General features: G+C 62.9%; 21 protein-coding genes, 1 tRNA gene and 1 pseudogene. 10 read left to right on the top strand and 13 right to left on the bottom strand.

Going from position 1 to position 24,085, the window contains the following annotated elements; all coding sequences use genetic code 11:
- Positions 1 to 62: 62 nt before the first annotated feature.
- From pheS to ACO07I_RS20045, 4 genes are all read left to right on the top strand, one after another.
- The gene (gene pheS / locus ACO07I_RS20060; protein ID WP_422010411.1) at positions 63 to 1,163 is read left to right on the top strand and encodes a phenylalanine--tRNA ligase subunit alpha; all 1,101 of its coding nucleotides are present in this window, start codon (positions 63 to 65) and stop codon (positions 1,161 to 1,163) included.
- Positions 1,160 to 3,559, top strand: a complete 2,400-nt coding sequence (pheT, locus tag ACO07I_RS20055) for a phenylalanine--tRNA ligase subunit beta (protein WP_422010409.1) — start codon at positions 1,160 to 1,162, stop codon at positions 3,557 to 3,559. Before pheS ends, pheT begins: the two co-directional genes overlap by 4 nt.
- Positions 3,560 to 3,684: 125 nt before the next feature.
- Entirely contained in the window at positions 3,685 to 5,487 is a 1,803-nt protein-coding gene (lepA, locus tag ACO07I_RS20050; protein ID WP_422010407.1) for a translation elongation factor 4, read from the top strand.
- Between the two features lie 218 nt (positions 5,488 to 5,705).
- Positions 5,706 to 7,040, top strand: a complete 1,335-nt coding sequence (locus ACO07I_RS20045) for an IS1182 family transposase (protein ID WP_422009756.1) — start codon at positions 5,706 to 5,708, stop codon at positions 7,038 to 7,040.
- 157 nt (positions 7,041 to 7,197) lie between these two features.
- Here the strand turns inward: ACO07I_RS20045 and ACO07I_RS20040 are convergent, their stop codons facing one another.
- On the bottom strand, positions 7,198 to 7,545 hold the full coding sequence (locus ACO07I_RS20040) for a hypothetical protein (protein ID WP_422010405.1): 348 nt from the start codon (positions 7,543 to 7,545) through the stop codon (positions 7,198 to 7,200).
- 121 nt (positions 7,546 to 7,666) lie between these two features.
- On the opposite strand from ACO07I_RS20040, the gene ACO07I_RS20035 reads away from it, so the two are divergent.
- From ACO07I_RS20035 to ACO07I_RS20025, 3 genes are all read left to right on the top strand, one after another.
- Positions 7,667 to 7,756, top strand: a tRNA-Ser gene (locus ACO07I_RS20035).
- A 204-nt stretch (positions 7,757 to 7,960) separates the two neighbouring features.
- The gene (locus ACO07I_RS20030; RefSeq protein ID WP_422010403.1) at positions 7,961 to 8,251 is read left to right on the top strand and encodes a helix-turn-helix domain-containing protein; all 291 of its coding nucleotides are present in this window, start codon (positions 7,961 to 7,963) and stop codon (positions 8,249 to 8,251) included.
- Positions 8,226 to 9,275: a hypothetical protein gene (locus ACO07I_RS20025; RefSeq protein WP_422010401.1), complete on the top strand. Its 1,050-nt coding sequence runs from the start codon at positions 8,226 to 8,228 to the stop codon at positions 9,273 to 9,275. The genes ACO07I_RS20030 and ACO07I_RS20025 overlap by 26 nt, the downstream gene beginning before the upstream one ends.
- Here ACO07I_RS20025 and ACO07I_RS20020 read toward each other — a convergent pair.
- The gene (locus ACO07I_RS20020; protein ID WP_422010399.1) at positions 9,252 to 10,985 is read right to left on the bottom strand and encodes an Eco57I restriction-modification methylase domain-containing protein; all 1,734 of its coding nucleotides are present in this window, start codon (positions 10,983 to 10,985) and stop codon (positions 9,252 to 9,254) included. The two genes, ACO07I_RS20025 and ACO07I_RS20020, sit on opposite strands and share 24 nt — an antisense overlap.
- A gap of 654 nt (positions 10,986 to 11,639) precedes the next feature.
- On the opposite strand from ACO07I_RS20020, the gene ACO07I_RS20015 reads away from it, so the two are divergent.
- Complete coding sequence (locus ACO07I_RS20015; RefSeq protein WP_422010397.1) at positions 11,640 to 12,308, top strand: recombinase family protein; 669 nt, start codon at positions 11,640 to 11,642, stop codon at positions 12,306 to 12,308.
- A 9-nt stretch (positions 12,309 to 12,317) separates the two neighbouring features.
- Here ACO07I_RS20015 and ACO07I_RS20010 read toward each other — a convergent pair whose 3' ends face one another.
- The 8 genes and pseudogenes from ACO07I_RS20010 to ACO07I_RS19975 form a co-directional block, all read right to left on the bottom strand.
- Positions 12,318 to 13,418, bottom strand: a complete 1,101-nt coding sequence (locus tag ACO07I_RS20010; protein ID WP_422010395.1) for a tyrosine-type recombinase/integrase — start codon at positions 13,416 to 13,418, stop codon at positions 12,318 to 12,320.
- 60 nt (positions 13,419 to 13,478) lie between these two features.
- A complete protein-coding gene (locus tag ACO07I_RS20005; protein ID WP_422018408.1) occupies positions 13,479 to 13,625 on the bottom strand; it encodes a hypothetical protein in 147 nt (48 codons plus the stop codon).
- 93 nt (positions 13,626 to 13,718) lie between these two features.
- Positions 13,719 to 13,898, bottom strand: a pseudogene (locus tag ACO07I_RS20000) (helix-turn-helix domain-containing protein); the annotation flags it as partial.
- A gap of 3 nt (positions 13,899 to 13,901) precedes the next feature.
- Entirely contained in the window at positions 13,902 to 14,105 is a 204-nt protein-coding gene (locus tag ACO07I_RS19995; RefSeq protein ID WP_422010393.1) for a helix-turn-helix transcriptional regulator, read from the bottom strand.
- A gap of 91 nt (positions 14,106 to 14,196) precedes the next feature.
- Entirely contained in the window at positions 14,197 to 15,210 is a 1,014-nt protein-coding gene (locus ACO07I_RS19990) for a hypothetical protein (protein WP_422010391.1), read from the bottom strand.
- 121 nt (positions 15,211 to 15,331) lie between these two features.
- Positions 15,332 to 16,492, bottom strand: coding sequence for a tyrosine-type recombinase/integrase (locus ACO07I_RS19985; protein ID WP_422018333.1), 1,161 nt, complete (start codon positions 16,490 to 16,492; stop codon positions 15,332 to 15,334).
- Between the two features lie 333 nt (positions 16,493 to 16,825).
- On the bottom strand, positions 16,826 to 17,284 hold the full coding sequence (locus ACO07I_RS19980) for a hypothetical protein (protein WP_422010389.1): 459 nt from the start codon (positions 17,282 to 17,284) through the stop codon (positions 16,826 to 16,828).
- Between the two features lie 6 nt (positions 17,285 to 17,290).
- Complete coding sequence (locus ACO07I_RS19975) at positions 17,291 to 19,213, bottom strand: ATP-dependent helicase (protein WP_422010387.1); 1,923 nt, start codon at positions 19,211 to 19,213, stop codon at positions 17,291 to 17,293.
- A gap of 206 nt (positions 19,214 to 19,419) precedes the next feature.
- Here ACO07I_RS19975 and ACO07I_RS19970 point away from each other — a divergent pair, with 206 nt between their 5' ends.
- Positions 19,420 to 20,676 carry an amidohydrolase gene (locus ACO07I_RS19970; protein ID WP_422010385.1) on the top strand — a complete coding sequence of 419 codons (1,257 nt, stop codon included), beginning with the start codon at positions 19,420 to 19,422 and terminating at the stop codon, positions 20,674 to 20,676.
- Positions 20,677 to 20,847: 171 nt separating this feature from the next.
- Here the strand turns inward: ACO07I_RS19970 and ACO07I_RS19965 are convergent, their stop codons facing one another.
- Genes ACO07I_RS19965 through ACO07I_RS19955 form a run of 3 tightly spaced genes read right to left on the bottom strand, consistent with a single transcriptional unit; the run spans position 20,848 to position 22,735 of the window.
- Positions 20,848 to 21,318, bottom strand: a complete 471-nt coding sequence (locus tag ACO07I_RS19965; RefSeq protein WP_298311541.1) for a MaoC family dehydratase — start codon at positions 21,316 to 21,318, stop codon at positions 20,848 to 20,850.
- Between the two features lie 14 nt (positions 21,319 to 21,332).
- A complete protein-coding gene (locus tag ACO07I_RS19960; RefSeq protein WP_422010383.1) occupies positions 21,333 to 21,995 on the bottom strand; it encodes an aspartate/glutamate racemase family protein in 663 nt (220 codons plus the stop codon).
- A gap of 29 nt (positions 21,996 to 22,024) precedes the next feature.
- Positions 22,025 to 22,735, bottom strand: a complete 711-nt coding sequence (locus tag ACO07I_RS19955; protein ID WP_422010381.1) for a molybdate ABC transporter substrate-binding protein — start codon at positions 22,733 to 22,735, stop codon at positions 22,025 to 22,027.
- A gap of 111 nt (positions 22,736 to 22,846) precedes the next feature.
- Between ACO07I_RS19955 and ACO07I_RS19950 the strand changes: the two genes are divergently transcribed.
- A complete protein-coding gene (locus tag ACO07I_RS19950) occupies positions 22,847 to 24,043 on the top strand; it encodes an iron-containing alcohol dehydrogenase (RefSeq protein ID WP_422010379.1) in 1,197 nt (398 codons plus the stop codon).
- Positions 24,044 to 24,085: the final 42 nt, after the last annotated feature.

Raw genomic sequence — 24,085 nt, 5'->3', positions numbered from 1 at the left:
GCAAAGAGGGAGCCTGGACCACAGGCTCCCTTTTTTCGTGTTCGGTTTCGAGAGTGGGAAAGATGGACGATCTTTCGACGATTCGCAGCGAGGCGCTCGACGCCGTCCAGGCCGCCACCGATCTCGGCGCGCTGGAAGCCGCGCGCGTGGCGGCGCTCGGCAAGAAGGGCAGCGTCACCGGCCTGATGAAGACGCTGGGCGGGCTCGCGCCCGAGCAGCGCAAGGAATTCGGCGCGCGCGTGAACCAGCTCAAGGGCGAGATCGAGGCCGCGCTCGAGGCGCGCAAGGGCTCGCTCAGCGCCTCGGCGCTCGAAGCCCGGCTGGTCGCCGAGAAGATCGACGTCACCCTGCCCGCGCGGCCCGAGGGACAGGGCACGCTGCATCCGATCGGCCAGGTGATGGACGAGATCGGCGCGATCTTCGGCGAGATGGGCTTCACCTGGGCAGACGGTCCCGACATCGAGGACGACTGGCACAACTTCACCGCTCTCAATATCCCGCCGGACCATCCGGCGCGCCAGATGCAGGACACGTTCTACCTGCCGCCGCGCGCCGACGGCACGCCGATGGTGCTGCGCACCCATACCTCGCCGGTGCAGGCGCGCACCATGCTGAGCAAGGACGTGCAGAAACGGCTGGCCGACGGCGGCTCGCTGCGCATCATCGTGCCGGGCCGCACCTTCCGCATCGACAGCGACGCCACCCACACGCCGATGTTCCACCAGGTCGAGGGCCTGGTGATCGACCGCACGACGCATATGGGCCATCTCAAGGGCTGCCTGGTCGATTTCTGCCGCGCCTTCTTCGAGGTCGACGACCTGCCGCTGCGCTTCCGCCCCTCCTACTTCCCGTTCACCGAGCCGTCGGCCGAGGTCGATATCGGCTGCTCGTGGAAGGACGGCGAACTGAAGATCGGCGCCGGCGATTCGTGGCTGGAGATCCTCGGCTCCGGCATGGTGCATCCCAACGTCATCGCCAATTGCGGCCTCGATCCCGCCATCTACCAGGGCTTCGCCTTCGGCATGGGCATCGATCGCATCGCCATGCTGAAATACGGCATCCCCGACCTGCGGGCCTTCTTCGACGCCGACCTGCGCTGGCTGCGCCACTACGGCTTCTCGGCCCTGGAAACTCCCTCGCTCACCGGAGGGCTCGGACGATGAAATTCACCCTGTCCTGGCTCAAGGAGCATCTCGAGACCGACGCGACGCTGGTTCAGGTGCGCGACACGCTCACCATGCTCGGCCTCGAGGTCGAGGGCCTGACCGATCCCGCCGAGGCCCTGAAGGGCTTCGTCGTGGGCTACGTGGTCGAGGCGGTGCAGCATCCCAACGCCGACCGGCTGCGGGTCTGCAAGGTCGATACCGGCAGCGGAACGGTCGTCCAGGTCGTGTGCGGCGCGCCCAACGCGCGCACCGGCATGAAGGGCATCTTCGCGCCGACCGGCAGCTACATCCCCGGCACCGGCATCACGCTGAAGGCCAGCAAGATCCGCGGCGAGGAGAGCAACGGCATGCTCTGCTCCTCGCGCGAGCTGCAGCTCGGCGACGATCATAGCGGCATCATCGACCTGCCGGCCGAAGCGGTGCCCGGCCAGTCCGCCGCCGAGGCGCTCGGCCTCGGCGATGCGGTGATCGAGATCAAGGTGACGCCCAACCGCGGCGATTGCCTGGGCGTCCACGGCATCGCCCGTGACCTCGCGGCGGCCGGCCTCGGCACGCTGAAGCCGGTCAAGGCCGACAAGGTCGCCGGCAGCTATGCCAGCCCGATCAAGTGGACGCACGACTATGCGGCCGCCCCGGACAGCCCCTGCCCGATCGTCGTGGGCCGCCATTTCCGCGGCGTGAAGAACGGTCCCTCGCCCGATTGGCTGCAGCGCCGGCTGAAGGCGATCGGCCTGCGCCCGATCTCGACCCTGGTCGACATCACCAACCTGGTGACCTTCGACCTCAACCGGCCGCTGCACGTCTTCGACGCGGCGAAGCTCTCCGGCGACCTGGTCATGCGCCAGGCGCGCGAGGGCGAGCAGATCCTGGCGCTCGACGGCAAGACCTACACGCTCGATCCGGCGGTCTCGGTGATCGCCGATGCCAAGGGCGTGCACGGCATCGGCGGCATCATGGGCGGCGAGGAGACCGGCGTGCAGGAGAGCACGACGGAAGTGTTCCTCGAGGCCGCCTACTTCCAGCCGATCGGCATCGCCGCCTCCGGCCGCAAGCTCGGCATCCTGTCCGACGCGCGCTATCGCAACGAGCGCGGCATCGATCCGGAGTCCTGCTGGTGGGGCGCCGAGGTCGCGACGCGCCTGATCCTCGACCTGTGCGGCGGCGAGTGCAGCGAGCTGGTGTCGAGCGGCGTCATGCCGACGTGGCAGCGCAGCTACACGCTGCGCACAGACCGCGTACAGACGCTGACCGGCATCGAGGTCTCTTCCGCCGACACGGTGTCCATCCTCAGCAAGCTGGGCTTCGGCGTCGAGGGCAGCGGCCCGTGGACCGCTGCCGTGCCGTCGTGGCGTCCCGACATCGTGGGTGAGGCCGACCTCGTCGAGGAAGTGACACGCGTGTTCGGCTTCGACAAGATCCCGACCACCTCGCTGCCGCCGGTTTCGACCATGTCGCGGCCGGTACGCGACCCGCTGCAGCGCCGCACGCCGCAGGCCCGCCGGGCGCTGGCCGCGCGCGGCATGAACGAGGCCGTGACCTGGTCCTTCCTGCCGCTGAAGAAGGCCGAGCGTTTCGGCGGCGGCGGGGCGGACGTGCGGCTGCTCAACTCGATCGACGCCACGCTCGACACGATGCGGCCCTCGATCCTGCCCAACCTGATCGACGCGGCCTCGCGCAACGAGGCGCGCGGCCTGTCCGATCCGGCGCTGTTCGAGGTCGGCCCGCAGTACAAGGACGCGACGCCGCAGGGCCAGCGCACCGTCGCGGCCGGCATCCGCCACAACATGGCAGTGCCGCGCAACTGGGCGGGACCCGCGCGCACCGTCGACGCCTTCGACGCCAAGGCCGATGCGCTGGCGGTGCTCAGCGCCATCGGCGCGCCGGACACGCTCACGTCGCAGGCAGGCGCGCCGAACTGGTATCACCCCGGCCGCTCGGGCGCGCTCAAGCTCGGCGATCGCGTGATGGCCTATTTCGGCGAACTGCATCCCGAGATCTTGGCGGCCGCCGACCTCAAGGGCCCGGTCGCCGCCTTCGAGGTGTTCCTCGATGCGCCGCCGCTGCCCAAGGCGAAGGCCACCAAGGCGCGGCCGAAGCTCGTCCTGTCGGCCTTCCAGCCGGTCGAGCGCGACTTCGCCTTCCTGGTCGATGCGGGCGTCGAGGCGGAAAAGCTGGTGCGCGCCGCCCGCAACGCCGACAAGGTGATGATCACGGCCGCCCGCGTCTTCGACCTCTATGCCGGCAAGGGCGTGCCGGAGGGCAAGAAGTCGCTGGCCATCGCCGTCACCCTGCAACCGGTCGAGCGTACCTTGACCGATGCGGAGATCGAGGCGGTGTCCGATAAGATCGTGGCGGCCGTCGCCAAGGCGACGGGTGCCGTGCTGCGTGGGTAACACTCTTGTCGTCCTGAGCGCAGCGAAGGACCTCGCGCCTACACCAGAGAACGCCTTTGGAAGTAGCGCCAGATCCTTCGCTGCGCTCAGGATGACAATGAAAGTTGAATTGGGCTCGAAGTGAAATGACCGACCTGTCGTTGATCCGAAACTTCTCGATCATCGCCCATATCGACCACGGCAAGAGCACGTTGGCCGACCGGCTGCTCATGGCCTGCGGCGCGGTGACGGAGCGCGAATTCCACGACCAGATGCTCGATTCGATGGATATCGAGCGCGAGCGCGGCATCACCATCAAGGCGCAGACCGTGCGCCTCAACTACAAGGCCAAGGACGGCAAGACCTACGTCCTGAACCTGATGGATACGCCGGGCCACGTCGACTTCGCCTACGAGGTCAGCCGCTCGCTGGCGGCGTGCGAGGGCTCGCTGCTGGTGGTCGATGCCAGCCAGGGCGTCGAGGCGCAGACGCTGGCCAACGCGTATCACGCGATCGAGGTCAATCACGAGATCATCCCGGTCCTGAACAAGATCGATCTTCCGTCCGCCGATGCCGAGCGCGTCTGCCGCGAGATCGAGGACGTGGTGGGCATCGACACGTCCGAAGCCGTCATGGTCTCGGCCAAGACCGGCATCGGCATCGACGACCTGCTCGAGGCGATGGTCAAGCGCCTGCCGGCACCGACCGGCGATCGCGAGGCGCCGCTCCAGGCGCTGCTGGTCGACAGCTGGTACGATCCCTATCTCGGCGTCGTCACCCTGGTGCGCGTCAAGCACGGCGTCCTGCGCCGGGGCATGAAGATCCGCATGATGGCGGCGGCCGCGGCCTACGACCTCGACAAGGTCGGCGTGTTCGCGCCCAAGGCCACCGACGTGGCGGAACTCGGGCCGGGCGAGATCGGCTTCATCATCGCCGGCATCAAGACCATCGCCGACTGCAAGGTCGGCGACACCATCACCGACGACCGCAAGCCCGCGACGGAGATGCTGGCGGGCTTCAAGCCCAGCGTCCCCGTGGTGTTCTGCGGCCTGTTCCCGGCCGATGCCGCCGAGTTCGAGGTGCTGCGCGAGTCGCTCTCCAAGCTCCGCCTCAACGACTCCTCGTTCCATTTCGAGGCCGAGACCAGCGCGGCGCTGGGCTTCGGCTTCCGCTGCGGCTTCCTGGGCCTGCTGCATCTCGAGATCGTGCAGGAGCGGCTGGAGCGCGAGTTCAATCTCGACCTCGTCACGACGGCGCCTTCGGTCGTCTACAAGGTCGCGATGGTCGACGGGACGTCGATGGAGCTGCACAACCCGGCCGACTACCCCGACCAGATGAAGATCGAGTCGATGCAGGAGCCGTGGATCAAGGCCACGATCATCACGCCCGACGAGCATCTGGGCTCCGTGCTGACGCTCTGCCAGGAACGTCGCGGCCAGCAGCTCGAGCTCACCTACGCCGGCACGCGCGCCATGGCGATCTACCGCCTGCCGCTGAACGAGGTCGTGTTCGACTTCTACGACCGGCTGAAGTCGATGACTCGCGGCTATGCCAGCTTCGACTATGAGATGGACGGCTACGAGCAGAGCGACCTGGTGAAGCTCTCCATCCTGGTAAACGCCGAGCCGGTCGATGCGCTGTCGATGATCGTCCACAAGAACGCCGCCGAGAGCCGCGGCCGCCAGCTCTGCGAGCGGCTGAAGGACCTGATCCCCCGCCAGCTCTTCAAGATCGCCATCCAGGCCGCCATCGGCGGCCGCGTGGTCGCGCGCGAGACCATCAGCCCGATGCGCAAGGACGTGCTGGCCAAGTGCTACGGCGGCGACATCAGCCGCAAGAAGAAGCTCCTGGAGAAGCAGAAGAAGGGCAAGAAGCGCATGCGGCAGATCGGCGAGGTCGAGATCCCGCAATCGGCCTTCATCGCCGCCCTCAAGATGGACAGCCGGTAGGGTCTTTTCGCTTCGAGTTCACCCACCGAAACACCACCACCAACCTCATCCTGAGGAGCCGTGCGAAGCACGGCGTCTCGAAGGATGGGAACGCGCACCTCGCCTGTTGCCCATCCTTCGAGACGCGGCCTGCGGCCGCTCCTCAGAATTTGTGAATCTTTGTCTTTCGGATGCCCGCCCGGGATGATTCCATCGAAGCGAATTTGGTGGAGGAGTTGATGCCGGAGAAGGATCTGTTCGGGGGCCTTCCGGAGCAGTTGGTGGCGAAGGCCGAGCCCGGGTCGGGCAAGCCGCGGATGCGCGAGCCGGAGCGGCGGCAGGTGGAACTTCGGTCGGTAGATCTCGACAGCCTTTTGGCGGCGGATCATCCGGCGCGGGTGATCTGGCGCTATGTCGAGCGATTGGACCTGAAGGTGCTGGAGGACGCGATCGGGGCTCGCGAGCACACGCCGGGCCAGGCTCCGGCGAGCCCTCGTCTTCTGCTGGCGCTGTGGCTCTATGCGACGAGCCAGGGCGTGGGCAGCGCGCGGGCGCTGGAGCGGCTGTGCGCGAGCCACGATGCCTATCGGTGGCTGTGCGGGGGGGTGAGCGTGAACTATCACGGTCTGGCCGACTTCCGCAGCGGTCATGGCGAACTGCTGGATCGGCTTCTGACGCACAACATCGCGGCACTCATGGCGGAGGATGTGATCGAGCTTGCCGAGGTGGTGCAGGACGGGGTTCGGGTGCGGGCGGGCGCGGGAGGCTCTTCGTTCCGGCGCCGGCAGAGCCTGCACAAGCACCTGAAGAAGGCACGCCGGCTGGTCGAGTATCTGAAGCGGGAACTCGACGAGGACCCCGACGCCAGCAACCGGCGCATCAAGGCGGCCCAGGAGCGGGCTGCGCGCGAGCGCGAGCAGCGCGTGGCGACGGCGCTCGACAAGCTGGCCGAGATCGAGGCCGAGCGGGAGCGACGCGGCAAGACCAACAAGAAGCAGGTGGCCAAGCAGAAGGAGCCTCGCACCTCGACCACCGATCCCCAGGCGCGCGTCATGAAGATGGCCGATGGCGGCTTCCGGCCGGCCTACAACTGCCAGATCGGCACGGTGGCCAAAGGCCAGATCGTGGTCGACGTCGCCATCGACACCACGGGTTCGGACCGCGGCCTGCTGCGGCCCATGCTGGAGCGGCTGAAAGAACGCTATCAACGGCAGCCCCGGCGCCATCTGGTCGATGGGGGCTTCCACAAGAACGAGGATACGGAAGAGGCGTTCGAGCAGGGTGTGCTGATCTACGGACCGACCACCCGCAACAAGCACAAGAGCGATCCCTATGCGCCTCGGCCCAAGGACGGTCCCGGCGTTGCCGCCTGGCGCCGGCGCATGCGAAGCCCGCACGGCAAGAGCGTCTACAAACGACGGGCGATGGGCGAGTGCATCAACGCCCGCTTCCGGCAGTGGGGCCTGCGCCAGTTCACCGTGCGCGGCGTTCACAAGGTCAAAACCATCCTGCTCTGGTTCGCCCTCGCCAACAACATCATCGCCGGGCATCGCCTCAAGACAGCCAAGGCATGACCAGGCCATTCCGGGGCCTGCACGGCTACGGCCACCAACGCACCCCAAGACAACAACGGCGCCCGGCGTAGCAGCCCACGCCAATACACCCCCGAGAGCTTGCCCAATACACTCACAAGCTCTCAGGATGAGGAAGGTGGCTATCGCCAGCCGGCGATCACAGGAGCCCGCCGCGGCGCCGGCGCGGCCGCGAGCCGGCCAGAAAGCCGGGATCCGGGCGCCCGAGATCGCGGCGGCCAATCCACAGCAGGACGAGGCCCAGCACCAGGAAGGCCGGCACCGCCGGCACCGTGAGCAGCGGCCGCATCATCCAGGTCCACAGCACGCCCGACAGGTGGCGCCGCGCCGATGTCTGCGTGTTCCCGAGCGAGGCCGGGTCGAGATGCGCCCACAGGCTGCCGAAGGTCGAGAAAGGATAGCTGCCCTGCGACCACCAGGTCAGCAGGTCATGCACGATCACTGCGACAGCCAGGGCCAGGAACAGCCAGCCCAGGGCCCGAAACACGACCATTACTCCCCCAAGCGCCGGCCAGGTACCGTCTGGACCCTAGCCAAGCGGCCCGCGGCAGGGAAGACCGTTGCCCAAACCATCCACCGCGCTATAAGAGCGGCCGACCGCGCTTCCCGGACAGGTGGCCGAGCGGTTTAAGGCACACGCTTGGAAAGCGTGCGTGGTGTAACAGCCACCGCGGGTTCGAATCCCGCCCTGTCCGCCAGCACCGCTCGAATAGGCTAGTAAAACGCCTATTTTTTGAGCCGCTATTTCGGCTAGCCCACATTCTATCCCACATAATTGGGAGATCGCCCCGCGTTTGGCGGGCCGCGCAGGAGCCCTAGGCAGTGCTGATTGGTTCCAATAGCGCGAAGCTGTGGCGCTACTCATGGTCTGTAGACTTGAAAGCAGCGCGACGAAACTCTGGATGAAGACACGTTACCGCTGGAGAAATACCGTCACCAAGTTGCGCAAGCCAAGCAATGCTCTACTCACGACGCTTGCTTCGAACGTACGCTTTTTGCGGCAGGCAAAAGGCCTCTCCCAAGAGGCATTAGCCGATCAATGCGGCATTCACCGAACGTACGTCGGCTCCATAGAGCGCCGCGAACGCAACGTAACGCTTAGCTCGCTGGAACTTCTCGCCTCCGCTCTCCGCGTGTCCGTCGTTCAACTGCTGACACCCATGAGCCATGACAAAAAGCAACCCAAGCCCTAGCGCCTATATTGAAGCGCTTCGAAAAAGCGGCCTTAGCATCTACGACGGGATCGAAATTGGTGACCCGACGTTGTGGATTCCGTCCCCTGAATTAGAATCAATCCTCGACAGCGCACTACGCAATCTGTCCCTCGAAGGCTTGAAGCTTCGAACAAGATCGAAAGTCGTCAAAGAAGCCGTATGCCGGGCCATAGGCTACCCCGTGCCGAAGTCCTTCAAGAAGACCCAACCACGCTTTCCGGGGCAGATGTTCGACACGTATGCGCAGAAGGCAAACAATCTTCAGATATGGAATGAAGAACTGTCAGCGACCCGCCGTTATGTGCTTGTAAGAGTGTCAGAGAAGGACGTTGTTACTCGGGTGAAAGTCGTAACCGGGGACACGCTTGCGCTACTCGATACGACCGGAACCCTCACTCAGAAATATCAAGCTCGCTGCATTCCAGGCAGTCAATCGACAGAGCTGATCACACCAAGAGATACAGCAAGGCTTGAAGCGTTCGTGGCACCCGATGTTAACCTCAGAAAGATTGCGAGCCCGGTACTCCATCCTGAGAAAGGACACATCCTCTCGATCGCTAGCGTCTTCAAACTACTATCTAGATTGGTTGGAGAACGATTTGTAGACGCGGGAGTAGACCAGGAACGGAATAGAGGCGCTGCGCTTCATCGACTTGTGTGCGCTGCATTGGGATATGCAACGTACGAGGACGATGGCCAATTCCCTGACGTTCGCCATCAACTGCTTGAGGTGAAGCTCCAAACCTCGCCAACCATCGACTTGGGACTTGTGACGCCGGCAAGCACGGAGCCCCTAGATGTTCCGATGATCAACAAACAGCAAATCCGTCACTGTGATGTTCGATATGCCATCTTCTACGCGAGCATCTCTAACAAAGAAGTTGCGCTTACTCATTTGTTTCTATCAACGGGCGAAGGGTTTTTTGCGCGCTTTCCCCAATTTGAAGGAAGAGTGCTCAACTCAAAGCTTCAGATTCCTTTACCCAAAGACTTCTTTTCTTAAGCCGAACACGTCCCAGACAAGCATGTCCAATTCACCTTCGAGATTGGCCGTCAGATCTGAGTGATTTGCGTCATAGATTGCCTTCGCTCGTCTTATTATTTCTTTCGACAGGACGTGCTCAGGGTCGGGCAGCGGAAACTTCTCAACATATTGAGTTATGAATCGGCGACGCCCTGAGTAGAGCTTGTTATTGAAGCAGTGATCATAGAACGCTTCAATGAAGGTCGAGTTTGCTACGGCTAACGCAAGCCAAAGCAAATCAAAATCTGCGGCTCGATTAGGAACAAGCCAATAGCAGTCGCCGTTGACGACGGTTCCATCGAGGTCGATCCAAAAAGTTGGTCGCTCTGAAATGTCCCGGAATACCAGCTTGGGAGCTGACCACGCCGCCGGATCTTGCGGAACCCAAATCTCATACCATTGCCTGCCCGCTTCGATCACGTATCGTCTGCCTTCTAGTTTGGCGCGGTGCGCCTCAAGGTAAGCTTTGCTGTATGGATATTTTTCAAGCGCGATCGCCTGACGGCGACCATCAACTAGTTCGTGAGGATATAATATTTGGCGCTCATGTTTAGGCGCGACAGCCCGGAACCGGGCCGCGCTGTGGTGTGTCGTGAGAGGACGCAGCAATTCTATTTTTTGTGCACCCGGAGCTTTTTCCCAGTCGCGCCTTATAAATATCGAATCTGCGCAAGTCTTAACTCCCACTCGTACCTTACCAATGCCCCCAAATTGCTTCCAAGTATGCTGAGTAACTCTTTCTAACCATTCGTCGCCTTGCTTAGTCGCGATGCGCCAGACGGCATCTTGCCCGCCGGTGTTGTCCAGAACGCCATGCCTGACTTGGAATTTACGACCGCCTGCGATCTCTACGATACCGCTATGTTGCAACGCTTCGATGGGATTCGGGACATTCCTTTCAGCCGTCCCTTGAGTTTCATAAATGCAAGAGAACAAGGGAGCGCCGCGTTGGACTTCTACCTTCTTGCGACCCGCTGCAACAATGACCGCTGGCAGAACAGCTGCCTCAAAGATCTTCGTGTCCCCCAAGTCCCATACATGTCGCAAGTCGAAGCGCCGACTGAGTTCAATTCTGAGCGCGCTGCCGCCTTTAATCGTCATGAAACGGTTAGAAACAATCATCCCCGCCACCCCGTCGGGTTTCAACACGTCTGCCATGGCGAGCAAGAATGCTTGATACAGGTCAACACGCCCCGACAATCCAAACGTCTGGGACAAGCGTTGTGCCTCTTGCGCACCCATGATCTGGGTACGCACATACGGCGGATTAGCGATTATTAAATCGAACCGCTCCTGCTTAACTTCGGAAAAGAGAGATCCAGTTTTCTGCTCGGCTGCGAAGCCTAGGAAGTCCCGCTTGTGCAGCACGATGCTAACGTTTGGAAAAGCAGCTTGAATGCGTTCCAATGCTGTGTCCAACGCGTTGGAACTGGTATCGAACCCGTGAACCTCGATTCCCGCATTTGGCCGAAGAGACAGCTCTTTCAGCAAGCTTACGACCAGTTGCCCATCGCCGACCGCTGGATCGAGGATAGTGAGCGGCTTCGTTTCATCGACGTTGGCGCACTTAAGAATCTGTCGCGCAACAAATTCGGCGAGTACTTCCGGGGTATATGTCGAGCCGGTCGCCTTTTCGGCGCTGACGGCCTGGTACCGTTGTACGGGGTCCATAACGCGGGTGCGATTCATAGAGACTCTTCCGATCTTCTTGCTGGGACGTGCAGCATGGGACTGCAGCCCAGCAGCGGGGCGTGGTGACCTCACGGCTGAAAAGCAGCAAGATGTCCAATATGACTAATAGGCGCGTGGCGAACGGGTCGTTCCGGATGCCGCAATCGTCGTGTGAGCCTTCCGTCCATTTGGCGCCCCCAATGTCTGGCGTCCCGCATGGGGCCCCACCTGAATCACCACTTCTCGCCAGTTTTGAGGATAAATCCGGACGAGGATTTTTCCCTGGCGGGCGAGGCGGCCGAGAACTGCCGGGATACTTCCAGTACTGGCTCTGGGAAACCCGATGGAACGAAGATGTTCTGCTAGCTTTGGATTGGTCGGGCTTCGTCGGTTTTCTACTGCAGCTTCTTCCAAAAGTTGGAAAATTGCCGCATCTCGCTCTCGAGGATTTGGGCGTTCAGCTTTCATAGACTGGAGACGTTAGCACAGCTCGCGCGCCATGGTGACATGACGATTCTCTATGTCCTTTCACCTTTCCGGCTCAAACCGGACGCACCAATCACAATTCCAATCAGGTCGCCGCGTTCACGAAGTGACCGCCTGCGAATGTTCTTGTAAACAAACTCCAGATAGTTTACAGAAATACGCGCAATATGCCGTGGGAAGTGGATTATGGCGAACAAGAACAAGAGCGCGGTGGCTTACTATCGGACGAGCAGCGCCTCGAATGTCGGCGCGGACAAGGACAGCCAGCAACGGCAGGCCGATGCGGTTGAAGGATACGCCAAGGGGCGGCTCGTGGTCGCTGAGAGCTTTTATGACGCTGCGGTCAGTGGCTGCGATCCAGTCGACACAAGAGCGGGCTTCGTAGCCTTGCTGGCCTACTGTGAGGCCCACCAAATCGGCGTTGTGCTTGTGGAGAATGCCAGCCGCTTCGCCCGCGACCTGGCTGTCCAACTGGCGGGGCATGCGCTGCTGCGCAACCGGGGTATCGAGCTTGTTCCGGTAGACGCTCCTACCTACTTCACGGACCCCTCCCCAACCGCCGAAATGGTGAGGCAGATCCTTGGGGCCGTCTCTCAATTCGAGAAGGCAGGCATCGTTGCCAAGCTTCGGCATGCCCGCGAGCGCAAGCGTGCCGATACGGGCCGTTGCGAGGGCCGGAAGCCCGTTCCCGCCGAAGTCATTAGTGAAGCTCGCAGGTTGGCTCGCAAGTCCCCCAAGACCGGGAAAACCCGCAGCCTTCGGGCCATCGCGGCAGAGCTTGCCCGGCTGGGGCACTTCGGACCATCGGGCGGGCCGTACCATGCGGCCAGCGTCAGCCATATGCTCGCCCAATAGGCTTGCCGCCTACAGTCCTGAGGCGGCAGCTACTTTGTCCAGGGCCCGCCTCAGTTCCCTGAGGCTCTCTGCAGGGCCTTCAGGCGCTTTGGCAAGGTCACGGATGATCTGGGCCTGCCGGTCCTGCCTCACGCTCCCGTAGCTCCTGAAGGTCGTTAGAACGCCCTCGTGGCCCAGGTTCTGCGACCACGCCTTGAACTCTTCCGGGCTTTTGCAAAGACGCTCGCCAAGCTGGGTGAGCGTCTTTCGGACACTGTGTGGGGCATGGTACGGCAACCCGGCTCCCTCGAAAGCTTTTCGGAAGATTTTGCGTACCGGGTCTGCTCCCGCCCACGGCTCGCGCGCGAGGCCAACCGCCCTGAAGCGACTGTCGGAGCCCACCTCGACCTTCGTGGAGGGAAAAAGCGGCTCGTCCGGTCCCAGCAATTCGACCGTATCGAGGTGCGTTGCCCATTGCTCAATGATGGGAAGTACTTCATCCCCGACCGGAAAGAACCAAGTCGAGAATGTCTTGGAGAACTTCGTGCGCACCTCGCGGGCATCGAACAAGACGCGGCCATTGGGAAGGTCGAGGTGCTTTCGGCGCAATGAGGGGATCGCCCCATCGCGAGCACCGGTCAACAGAACGAAAGCGAAAACCGCCCGGTCGCGAAGTTCGAGGGCCGTACTGGATGGCATCTTGGCGAGTGCTGTCCGCACCTGCTCCAGGGATGGCACCCGCGCCTCACGGTGGGTCTTAGCAATGCGCGAGTCGCTGCGGGCCATGCTGAAATAGGCTGCATCGGCATAGGTGAACCGCCGCTTAAAGCCCGGCTGGCCCACCAGCCAACGAAAGAACGCCTTGAGGGCCGCAAGCGTCGAGTGCTGCGTCGCCAGACTAAGCGGCCCGTGGCCGCGCTCGCTTTTTGCCTCAGCCAAATGATGCTTGAAAGCCACGGCCTGCTCATAGTGAAAGGCGCGAAACGGTCGGAACTTGTTGTATGAATCGAAGCGATGCAGCGCCTTGAGGATGGCGTCGAGCGATTGCTCCCCATGCTGCTCCGCTTCTCTCATCCAGATCAGGTAAGCGCGCTTCAGACGCTCGTTTTCCGCGTTGTATTTTGCAGTCATTGTCGATGCTCCTCTAGAGTCACAATTCACGCAGGGTCACGCCCTCTCCCCTAAGCGCCTCTAGCCGTGCGTTGTCGTGACGACGATTCCGCTCCAGACGCCAGCCATCGCCCCGAGATTGACGCGGCGATGCATGAGCGTAATGCACACCGGGCACAGGGCTTGAAGGTCGCCCATGTTGTCCGAAAGCTCCTTCAGGTCGGCCACGTCACCTGCTGGCCGACGCGGCTCCCGACACTTAACGCAGTACAAGGTTCCGGGCGGACAAGTGCGCCGCCGCTGCGCTTGTTTAGCGGCAAGGAAGGCTTGCAGGTCCTCGCCTCGGATAAGTATAGGATTCGGGCCGCCGATGGTCGGCAGGCCCTGCTTGAGCCACAATCTGACTGTGTGAGGATGGGCGCCGAGAATATCGGCGATCTCGCCTACCTTGTAGGGCCAAAGCTTCTTAACTCGCCTAATATTGAAGCTGCGCCGCCCCATGAGTCAGGCCCCCAACTGGGCGACCAGCGCGCGGATATCCTCGACTCTCCAAGCCGTCGTGCGGGGGCCCAGCTTGACGGGTTTCGGAAAGCGCCCAGCCTTCACTCCGGCCCACCACGTAGAGCGGCCGATGGGGATCGGCCCGCGCGGCGCTAGGATTGCCGGCAGTCGCACGAAACCGGCTTCAGGTAAGGACTTGGTCTGCATTAACGCCTCCATCCAGTTGGGACCGGAGGAGGCTTAAGACGGCCACGGAAGCCTGTGGCCCAATACGGCGACGGTCTCCCCGAATAGCCTGCTATTCGGTTCCAGTCCCATCCCGGCGCGCTTTCCAATCCTGCGGAAGTAACTCAGCGCCGGCCGCTAGATGCTTGCGCACGGTATCGGCGCTCACGCTGATCCCGAGTAAGTCAAGATCCCCAACAATGTCACTCGTAGCGCTATTTCGGCTTTCGCCAGGACTGAAGCGATACCCTCTGATTGCCATACCGATGCAGAGCTTCCGGAGACTGGTTATCTCGCGCGGATCAGGCTCTTTAGGCGCGGGCTGCCGCTGGGAAAACTGGGCAACCGTCGCCTGCACTTGGGCCTGCAATGCATCGAATTGACCCTTTACGGTTTTCGTCAGCTCCGCTAGCTGCCGTTCACGTTCAAGGGCCTCATCCAGCTTGGCCTTGGTACTCTCGTACAATGTCCGCCAGTCGCCAATGTAGTGGTCATACTTGGCGACCTCAGCTTCCAAGTCTGCTGGTATGCCGATGCCACAGCGCTTAGCCCATGCCAAAAATGCTCCAGGGGCAGTTGGATTCGTAAGCTGCTTCCAAGAAACGTTCCGGTCGGCCAGCTCCAGTGTCCGCAGATACAGTTGCGCTCCCGGCGATACCTGCGAGTAGATCTGAACTGACTTTCGATTGGCGTATTTCGGCTCCCGACCCAGAACAAGGGCCACGGCCTCCTCAATGGTCCAATAGGGACTCTTGGCCCAGTAGGCGAAGTCGCCGGGCCGATTGATCGGAAGCCGCGCCTCCTCGCGCTCTCGCTTTTCCGCCTCTTGCTTAAGGCGCTCTTCTTTCGCTTGAGCACTGGCGAGCCGAACTTTCTGGTATTCGGCTTCCAACTGCTCATCCGGCATGGCCGATAGCTCCTGCTCCAGTGCTGACGCAGCAGTGGTGTCCGGACGCTGAAGCCCCGGTCGCCTAGGCATCAATGGCGCAATGCTCGCGGTAGTCCTAAAATCGGCGCCGTGCCGGTGGGCGACAATGAAGTCGATCTTGTCGGCCCGGTTATTGTCTGGATCGGGGAACGAAGGCATGAGGCTCCTGCTCGACCACTTGGACGAGTAAGGATGCCACTAGACGGCGACATACTCCACTGGACCGCAGCGCACTACCAGAAAGCCGGCGTTCGCCAGGATTCCCTTGCATTTCCCCGGATCATGCCCGAAGTCTAACGACCTTGCTGGAGGAAGAGGCCGTGAATGCCGCCCAAGTCTCCATGAGCGTTCGCCGCTTTTCGAGTTGGTCGCCTCGTCGATAGGCCGCTTCCACTTTACTCTTGATGCTGTGCGCCAACGCCAGTTCGCAAAGTTCGTTCGCAAAGTTCGTCCGTTCTGACGCCCAATCTCTAAACGCCGACCGGAACCCATGGGCGGTTGCGTCGACGCCCATTCGCCGCATCGCCATCAGGAAGGCCATGTTGCTCAATGGCAGATCGGGCTTCCGCCCCGCGAAGATGTAGGGACTATCCGGATTGAGCTGGCGGGCGCGGTCTAATATCGCCACGGCTCTTGGCGCCAACGGCACGCGATGGGTACGCCCGCCCTTCATCCGTTCAGCTGGTACAGTCCAAATGAGGCCAGCCAAATCAATTTCCGGCAGTTTCGCTCCAAGGACTTCGCTGGTACGCGCGGCCGTAAGTATGAGGAACTCGAAAGCGAGTCGCACAGTCTCATTCGAATCGCTTTTGCGTAGCCTCTCGATAAACGCTGGCACGGCTGAGTATGGGATGGCCGCGTGATGGGCCGATCGCTCGGGCTGCTTCGGGAGCCCCTTGGCAAGGCCTGCGACCGGGTTGTCGCCAGTCCGATGGCCTGCAGCTTTCGCCCAATCCAAGACGGTGGAAATGCGCTGGCGCACACGGCGGGCCGTCTCAGGCTTCGTCAGCCATATTGGGGCGAGTACCGTCAAGAGATCGGGAGCAGCAATCTGATTGACTGGGCGAGTGCCAATCAAGGGAAAGACGTATTCGACAAGGGTATTGATCCATTGATCGGCATGCTTGGCATTTCGCCAAGTCGGCCGATTGTCGGCATGTACCGCCCGGGCGGCAGCCTCAAAAGTTGGCACGACCTGCCGCGTTTGCCTCCGCAGGCTGAGGGGGTCGCCCCCGTCACGCGCCAGCTTGCGATACTGAACTGCAAGATCTCTCGCTTCCGCGAGCCCGACCAATTTCGCGCCACCCAGGCCGATGTCACGTCGGCGTCCATGCACCACCGTACGAAGCACCCAACGTCGCGCGCCCGAAGGATCAACGACCAAATAGAGACCGTTCCCGTCAGCGTACCGGCCCGGCTCGGAGGCAGTCCGAACCCGCATCGCGTTCAGCGCCTTGTCTGGATGGGGTCCGGATCGCTTCAAGCCTCGTCCCTCGTTTCATCCCACATTTTATGTGGGACAGCTTGGGTCCGCAATGGTCCAACGTGGACAACGTGCCAGGCAATATCCCCGTAAAAACTGGCTTTCTTGTACTTCATGGGATCAATGAGGACTAATGCTGGGCGGACGCCCTGTCCGCCAGCGGCCCATAGCCTCCGTCTGCCGCTTTTCCTTACTCTAACGCAGCAACGGGTACGCTGAGTTTACGGATGCCATGCCGGCATTAACCGGATGTGGCATCTGTATCTTGGGGGAGGTCGGCAGACGCGAGCCCTAAGTCGGGGGACCGCCACGCTCACGTTCACGAACAATGATGTTTGAGACCATCGAAGTCATCGCGCCTGCCAACTGCCAAGCAGTAAATAGCTCGCCATGAAGCGTTTCGAGGTCGGCCAGCATCTCGTCGCGTCCTTCGTCCGTCTGGATACTGAAGTTGTGCCGCTCGTAGAAGCCGTGATTCAGCCGGTTCCGCGCCGCCAGCGCTGAGGCGAAACGGGCGGACAGATTCTCATCGAAGTCGACATACCGCTTGAGCTTCGACAAAAGCCCGCCGAGGGTGCTCCGGTCGACCTCGCGCAGCACATCGCGCGCGCTCTCGCCATCGGGAATGACATGCCACCCGCTCTCCAAGCCTCGGGCACACAGCAGCAGGGTCCCGAGCTCGGTCTCGAACAATTGCGCGGCTTCTGCGGTGATTCCGAATTTGGCATACAGCTGATCGCGGGTCGCCACGCCAGCCTACCCCGCAACCGCTTTTGGCGCGGCCGGGCCGAGCTCGCTTAGGAAGCGACTCGGCAACAAGTTCGCCATAGCGCCCGACTTTGTCTTGAACGCCACGTTCGCGCCGTAAGCGTCCTTGATGGTCATCTGTTGGGCGTAGCTAATGAACAGGCTCCCCGGCCGCCCGTTGTCCGGATCCGCCTTCACCCGCGTAATGCCGACATAGAACAAGCGCCGCGCCTCTTCGAGCGCCGCGTCCTTCGAGTCCTTCGACCACTCGGGGTCGGGCGCGGGAGGCAGGATGCCCTCAACACAGCCCGCTATGAAGACGTAAGGTGAGCTCAGCCCCTTGCTCTTGTGCAGGCTCATCAGCCGGACCTCCTCAACTGTCGGCGGGACATCCGGCTGGGTGATTTCCTGCATCATGCCGGCGAGCAGATCGGCGGGTGTCTCAGCCCCCTCCATCTGCGCCACCGCCAGTTCACGGAGTTCGGCGAGTTCTGCGTCTCCGTCCGGGAGCAGCTTGTCGACGAACGATTGAACGTCGTCTTTGACCGCATCCAGCTCTGCGAGCACTTCCGTCAGCAACTTGAATCGGCCGACCAGCGGTTTGGTGTGGGCGATTGTCAGCGCGCCGTCGGCGAGCTTGTTCATCGCCTGCCAAGGAGTGTCGCCGGAACTCTCGCAGTGCTTGCGGACACGGGCATAAGAGTTGCACCGGAAGTCGTCGACGTCCGACCCCAGCAGGTAGCGGAGCGCGACCCGATCCTCGTGGTTGAGGAAAAGCTTGAATAGGGCAAACTGCATCTGTGCCCTCTCTGAGTCGAGTTGGCTCTCCTCGTAGTACGACTTCGCGGGAATTTGCGCGACACGGAGCGCCTGAAGGATCGGCCTTCCCGCGACGGCGCGCTGGACGAGAATGATGATTTCGCTCGGATGGACACCCTCGCGGAGTAGACCCTCAATCTTGTTTTTGATCCATTCCGCTTCCTTGTGCAGGTAGGTGACCTGAATAATCGCAACCTCGCCCGGCCCCTTGCTAACCAGCGCGTTGAGCGATCTGGGCGTGCGATTCTTATTCACGGCAATCAGCGAGTTGGCCATATTGACGATGGTCGTCGGGCAGCGGTGGCAGTCCGCCATCTCCAAGTCGGCGCAGCCCGGATTGATGCCCTTCCACTCCCGAATGCCGTCTGGGTGAGCGTTCTTGAAGCTGTAGATCGACTGGTCATCGTCGCCGACGATACAGACCTCGGCGGACGCGCCGAGATAGGCAATGGCCGTCTGCTCAGCTTTGTTTAGATCTTGAAACTCGTCGACGAGAAGGTGCCTAAACTCCTTGTGCTCCGGCGATGCAGGATTGTCCTTCAGGTACCGTACTAAGTATGGGATGAGTTCACCGATCAACATGCCCTCGTGGAAGTCGAGCCAGTCGAGCAGATCGGCCTGAAACTTCTTCTCGGCATCGTCCTTTGCGAAGCCTGGCTCGTCGCCTTGGCTCTGCGCCCATGCGGCGGTATAGCCTTGGATCATCTTCTTGACCTTGCGCTTCCCATCGTTGGCACCAGCGAGGTCACAGATCATAGCCTTGGTCTCAAAGGTGTTCAGCGGCCGGGGAACGCGACCTACGGCCTCCAAAACGTGCTTCCGAGACAGTATCCGCATTGCCAAGCTGTGTAGCGTCTGACCCTCAAGCTCCTCGCATCCGGGGACGCCGAGCTTCTGAAGCTCGCGGTGAAGGTCCTCTGCCGCGACGCGTGTGAAAGTGACGGCGAGCACCTCCTTCGGCGCGACACCGAACTCAAGGAGCTTCGCGACGCGCCGCTTCATGGCGAACGACTTTCCGGTGCCCGGTCCGGCGATCACACGAACGCGCCGTTCTGTCGCTGCCGCGATACCGTAAGCGACGCTGCTCTTGTCCAGCCCGGTATCCCAAGACATTCGTCCCCCTCCCAGTAGGTCGTTACTACCTATCAGGGTCCGCGTGCATATGCATTGAGCAGTGTCGACCTTTTTGCAGCATTCTCGGGGCGCCCTTTTTGAAAAGCACGTATCCTGTACCCTAGGAAGAGTTCACAAGCGCCCGCAACGAAAGCAAGGGCGGTAAGTCCTTGCGCACCTTCCCCCTCGCCGAGGACACTCACGGCATGAACGACATCACCACCCACAACGAACTTTCCGAGCGCATTTCCGCAGCGGCCCTCGAGATTGAGGACAAGGTCATCGCGTGGCGGCGCGACATTCACGAGCATCCGGAGCTTTCCTATCAGGAGACGCGCACCGCCGCGCTCGCCGCCGAGCACCTGGAGAAGCTTGGCTACGAGGTAACGACAGGCGTCGGGATCACCGGCGTCGTGGGCGTGCTAAAGGGCGGCAAGCCCGGCGGCGTCGTGGCGCTGCGGGCCGACATGGATGCGCTGCCCGTCGAGGAGCGGGTCGACCTGCCCTTCGCCTCCAGGGCCACGGCGCAGTATCTCGGGCAGACCGTTCCGGTCATGCATGCCTGCGGCCACGATTGCCACGTCGCCATCCTGATGGGGGTGGCCGAGATCCTGGCCGGCATGAAGGACGAGATCCCGGGCACGGTGAAGCTGATATTCCAGCCCAACGAGGAAGGCTCCAACGACGGCCGCCCGAGCGGCGCCCAGGCGATGATCGCCGACGGCTGCCTGCAGAACCCGGCGCCGTCCGCCGTGTTCGGCCTGCACGTCACCTCGGGCATCCGCTCGGGCGTGATCGCACTGCGTCCCGGCGGGCTGATGGCGAGTGCCGATCGCCTCAAGATCGACGTCGAGGGCCGCCAGACGCACGGCTCGCAGCCGTGGCGCGGCATCGATCCCGTCGTCACCTCGGCGCAGATCATCCTGGCGTTGCAGACCATCGTCAGCCGCCAGCTCGATCCCACCCTCTCGCCGGCGGTCATCTCGGTCTCGACCATCCATGGCGGCGTGCGCAACAACATCCTGCCCGATTCGGTCGCCATGGAAGGCACCATCCGCACCCACGATGAGGGCGTGCGCGCCGAGATCCGGAAGCGCATCGACAAGACCGCCACAGCCATCGCCGATGCCGCCGGCGCCAAGGCCACCGTCACGGTCTTCGACGGCGTGCCGGTGACCTACAACGATCCGCCGCTCACCGACTGGGGCACCACCAGCCTGAAGAACGGTCTCGACACCCAGCGCGTCACCGAGGTGCGTCCGGTGATGGGCGCCGAGGATTTCTCGTATCTCGCCCAGGTCGTGCCGGGCATGTTCTTCTTCCTGGGTATCGTGCCACCGGACGTCGACCCGCTGCAGGCGCCGGCCAACCATTCGCCGGTCTTCCGCGTCCACGAGCCCGCGCTCAAGTACGGCGTGCGCGCGCTCAGCTACCTCGCGATCGACTATCTGAAGCGGAAGTAGCGAGAGTCTTTCCGGGCGAGATTGAATCGAGCCGGGCAGCCCAACACCGACCTCACCCTGAGGAGCGCTCCTCAGGAGCGCGTCTCGAAGGGTGGGCACGAGCACCGTTCCGGTTGCCCATCCTTCGAGACGCGCCGCGTCGCGGCGCTCCTCAGGATGAGGTGAAAGACTCTACGTCTTGGCGTAGGCGATGCTCATGGTCTCGGCAACGCAGGCCGGGCGCTCCTGGCCCTCGATCTCGACGGTCCATTGGTAGGTCATGCGGATGCCGCCGTTCGGCATGTCGTCGGCGGCCAGCAGCTTCTGGCGGCCGCGGATGCGCGCCCCGACCTGCACCGGGCTGGTGTAGCGCACCTTGTTCGAGCCGTAGTTGATGCCGTTGCGCATATTGTCGATCTTCAGCACATCGCGGGCGAAGGTGGAGATCACGGAGAAGGTGAGATTGCCGTGCGCGATGGTCTTGCCATCCGGCATGTCGGTCTTGCAGCGCTCGACGTCGACATGGATCCACTGATGGTCGCCGCTGGCTTCGGCGAACAGGTTGATGCGTTCCTGTGTCATCACCAGCCAGTCGCTGACTCCCAGCTCCTGACCGACCAGCGCCTTCATTGCCTGCGGGCTCTCGACGATTCGCTTTGCCATGATGTCCTCCTTTATCAGCCGCCGATGGCGGCCCGGATACGGTCGACCGCGGCGTCGGGCGCGGTGAGCACGGGTGTCTTGACCGCGGCGGTGACGGAAGCCAGCGCCCGCGACGTCGAGAAGTGCGCGAGCATGATGGCGTCGCAGTGCGCGAGCTCGGGCGCCCGCGCGGCGATCAGCGCGTTGTGCCGGTCGGCGTCGCCCTTGCGCAACGCATCCATGGCCCCCTCGACGACGATCGTCTCGAGCGTTGCCTGCGCGCCCGCCTCACCGACGAACTGCTCGAACTCCTCCGTCATGGTCAGCACCGACGGCGCGAAGGTCGCGAGCATCCCGATCCGCCGCCCCCGGCCGATCGCCTCCCGGAACATCGCCTCGTTGGGCTTCAGCACGGGCACCGGCAGTTCGCGGGCCATGCGTTCGATCGCCGGCCCGAACGCCGAACAGGTGACGAGGATCGCCTCGGCCCCGATGCGATGCGCGTAGCCGCCGAGCTCGACGAAGCGTTCGAACATGCGCGACGTCAGGTCGTGGTCCTTGGCGCGATCGATCGACAGCGAGGAATCGAGCAGGTCGACGGCCTCGGCCTCGGGCCACCGCGTGGCGAAGGCGCGCTGGATGGGTTCGATGGCGACGGGTGTGCCATGCAGGAGGACGATTCGGGGCTTCTTCGACATGCGGCCGGTCTTTCGAAAGGAGAGCGTTTTCAGGACTGCGCGAGGCGGGATACCAGGCCACCATCGCCATAGGCCTTCGCCGCTTCCGGCGAGGCGAGCAGCGCCATCCACGCCGCGGCCCCCTCGGCATTCTCAGCATCGGCGAAGATGGCGGCATCGAAGGTCGAGACGGTCTGGACTTCCGCGGGAAACGGGCCGGCGACGGCGACGCCGGGAACCGACATCAGTTCGCTCACCTGCTGGATCGCGATGTCGGCGTCGCCGCTCGCGACCTTCTCGCCGGTGAAGCCCATCGGGATCGTGACGGCGCGCGCATTGACCTCGGCGGCGATCCCCAGCCGCTCGACCAGCCCGGTGAAGTAGATGCCGCTCGCGCCCGCCTTGGAGTAGGCCACCGCCCGCGCCGCCACCAGTGCCCGCTTGAACGCCTCGACCGTCGAAACGTCGGGTTTCGGCGCGCCCTCGCGGACGCCGACGCCCAGGATCGAATCGGCAAGGCAGACGCGGGTCTCGGGACGCACGATGCGGTCGGCGCAGAGCTTGTCCATGGCGCCGTCGATGGCGATGATGACGTCGGCGCGCTGCCCTTCGGCGATCGACTTCATGAGGGCCGTGGTCGGACGCCAGTCGATCTCCAGGCGATAGGGCGATGCGGCCTCGAAGGCCGGCTTCAGCCAGCGATTGACGGCCACCTCGAGGGCGAGACCGCTCATGACGGCGACGGACGACGACGATGCCACTGGACTTCACTCCTCGCACAACGGACGTCGCCACTATAGCGGGCTGCCGCCATGGCCGACGGCAAAATGTGCTATCGGTTTACAAAGATCCCGAAAACAGGAGGAGATCCAGTGAGCTTTCGTGCCTCGGGCCATAGCTGGCGTCTGTACTGCGGAACGAACGTCCTCGAGGGTTCCCTCAAGGAGGTCGCCGCTCGCGCCGGCGCCAAGCGCGCCTTCGTCGTCTGCTCACCCTCCATCGCCAAGCGAACCGACACCGTTCGCCGCATTGCAAGCGCTCTGGGACCGACCTTCGCCGGCGTCTTCGACCGGATCGAGAAAGACTGCCCCTATCCCAACGTCTGCGCCGCCACGGACGCCGCGCGCGAGGCCAAGGCCGATCTCCTCATCGCCGTCGGCGGCGGAAGCGTGCTGGTCGCCACGCGGGCCGTCGCCATCTTCCTCGGGGAGGATCGCAGTCCCTTCGAGCTGATGACGCAGTACCCGGCCGACAAGCCGGCCTACAGTCCGCGCCTCGCGGCGCCGAAGATCCCGATCGTCAACATCCCGACGACTCCCACCAGCGCGATGAACCGCGCCGGAACGGGCCTGAAGAATGCCGATCTGGATCATCGAATGGAGTTCTTCGATCCCAAGACCCGGCCGCAGGCGATCCTGCTGGATCACGAAGTCCTGATGACGACACCGTCTTCATCCCATCGGTCGACCGCCACCACGGTCTTTTCCAGTGCCGTTGCAGCCATCGCCGCTGCCGAATCCAATCCGCTGGTCGAAGGCGACCGCCTCCAGGCCTTCCGTCTCGCCTTTCGCGCCTACTCGGCCCTTGCCCAGAATCGCGACGATGCGGCCTCGCGGGCCGATCTCTGCATCGCCGCCTTCCTCCAGAACCGTGCCGAGGACGATGGCGCCCGCATGGGCGCGAGCTCTTCCTTTGGCGGGGACTACGCCGTTTCCACCGCCCTGCATGTCCAGTTCCCTCATGTCGGTCAGGGCGAGTCGATCTCCACCATCCACGCTACCAAGATCCGGTTGTCACAAGACGATGACGCGGCCGCAGCGGAGGTGGTTGCCCAAGCCCTCGGCCTCGGTGCCAGCACCGGGTCGAAAAAACAGGCCATCGCCAATGAGCTGGAGCGACTGTACCGCAGCGTCGGAATGCCGGTGCGCCTCAGCGAACTGAACATCCCGCGATCGGCGATCCCCCTCATCGCCGGGCAGACGGTCAAGAACTTCAATGCCAACGCAGGCGTCCGATCCGATGGCGAGCGCATTGCCGCGGCACAGCAGCTGCTGGAGGCCGCCTACTGAACAGTCCGGAGAACGGTTCGCGCCCGGCTGGCTTGGCCGCCA

This window comes from Reyranella sp., assembly GCF_965227665.1.
GTDB lineage: Bacteria > Pseudomonadota > Alphaproteobacteria > Reyranellales > Reyranellaceae > Reyranella.
The sequence above is the reverse complement of the archived record's forward strand: the minus strand, read 5'-3'. Positions and strand labels throughout refer to the sequence as shown.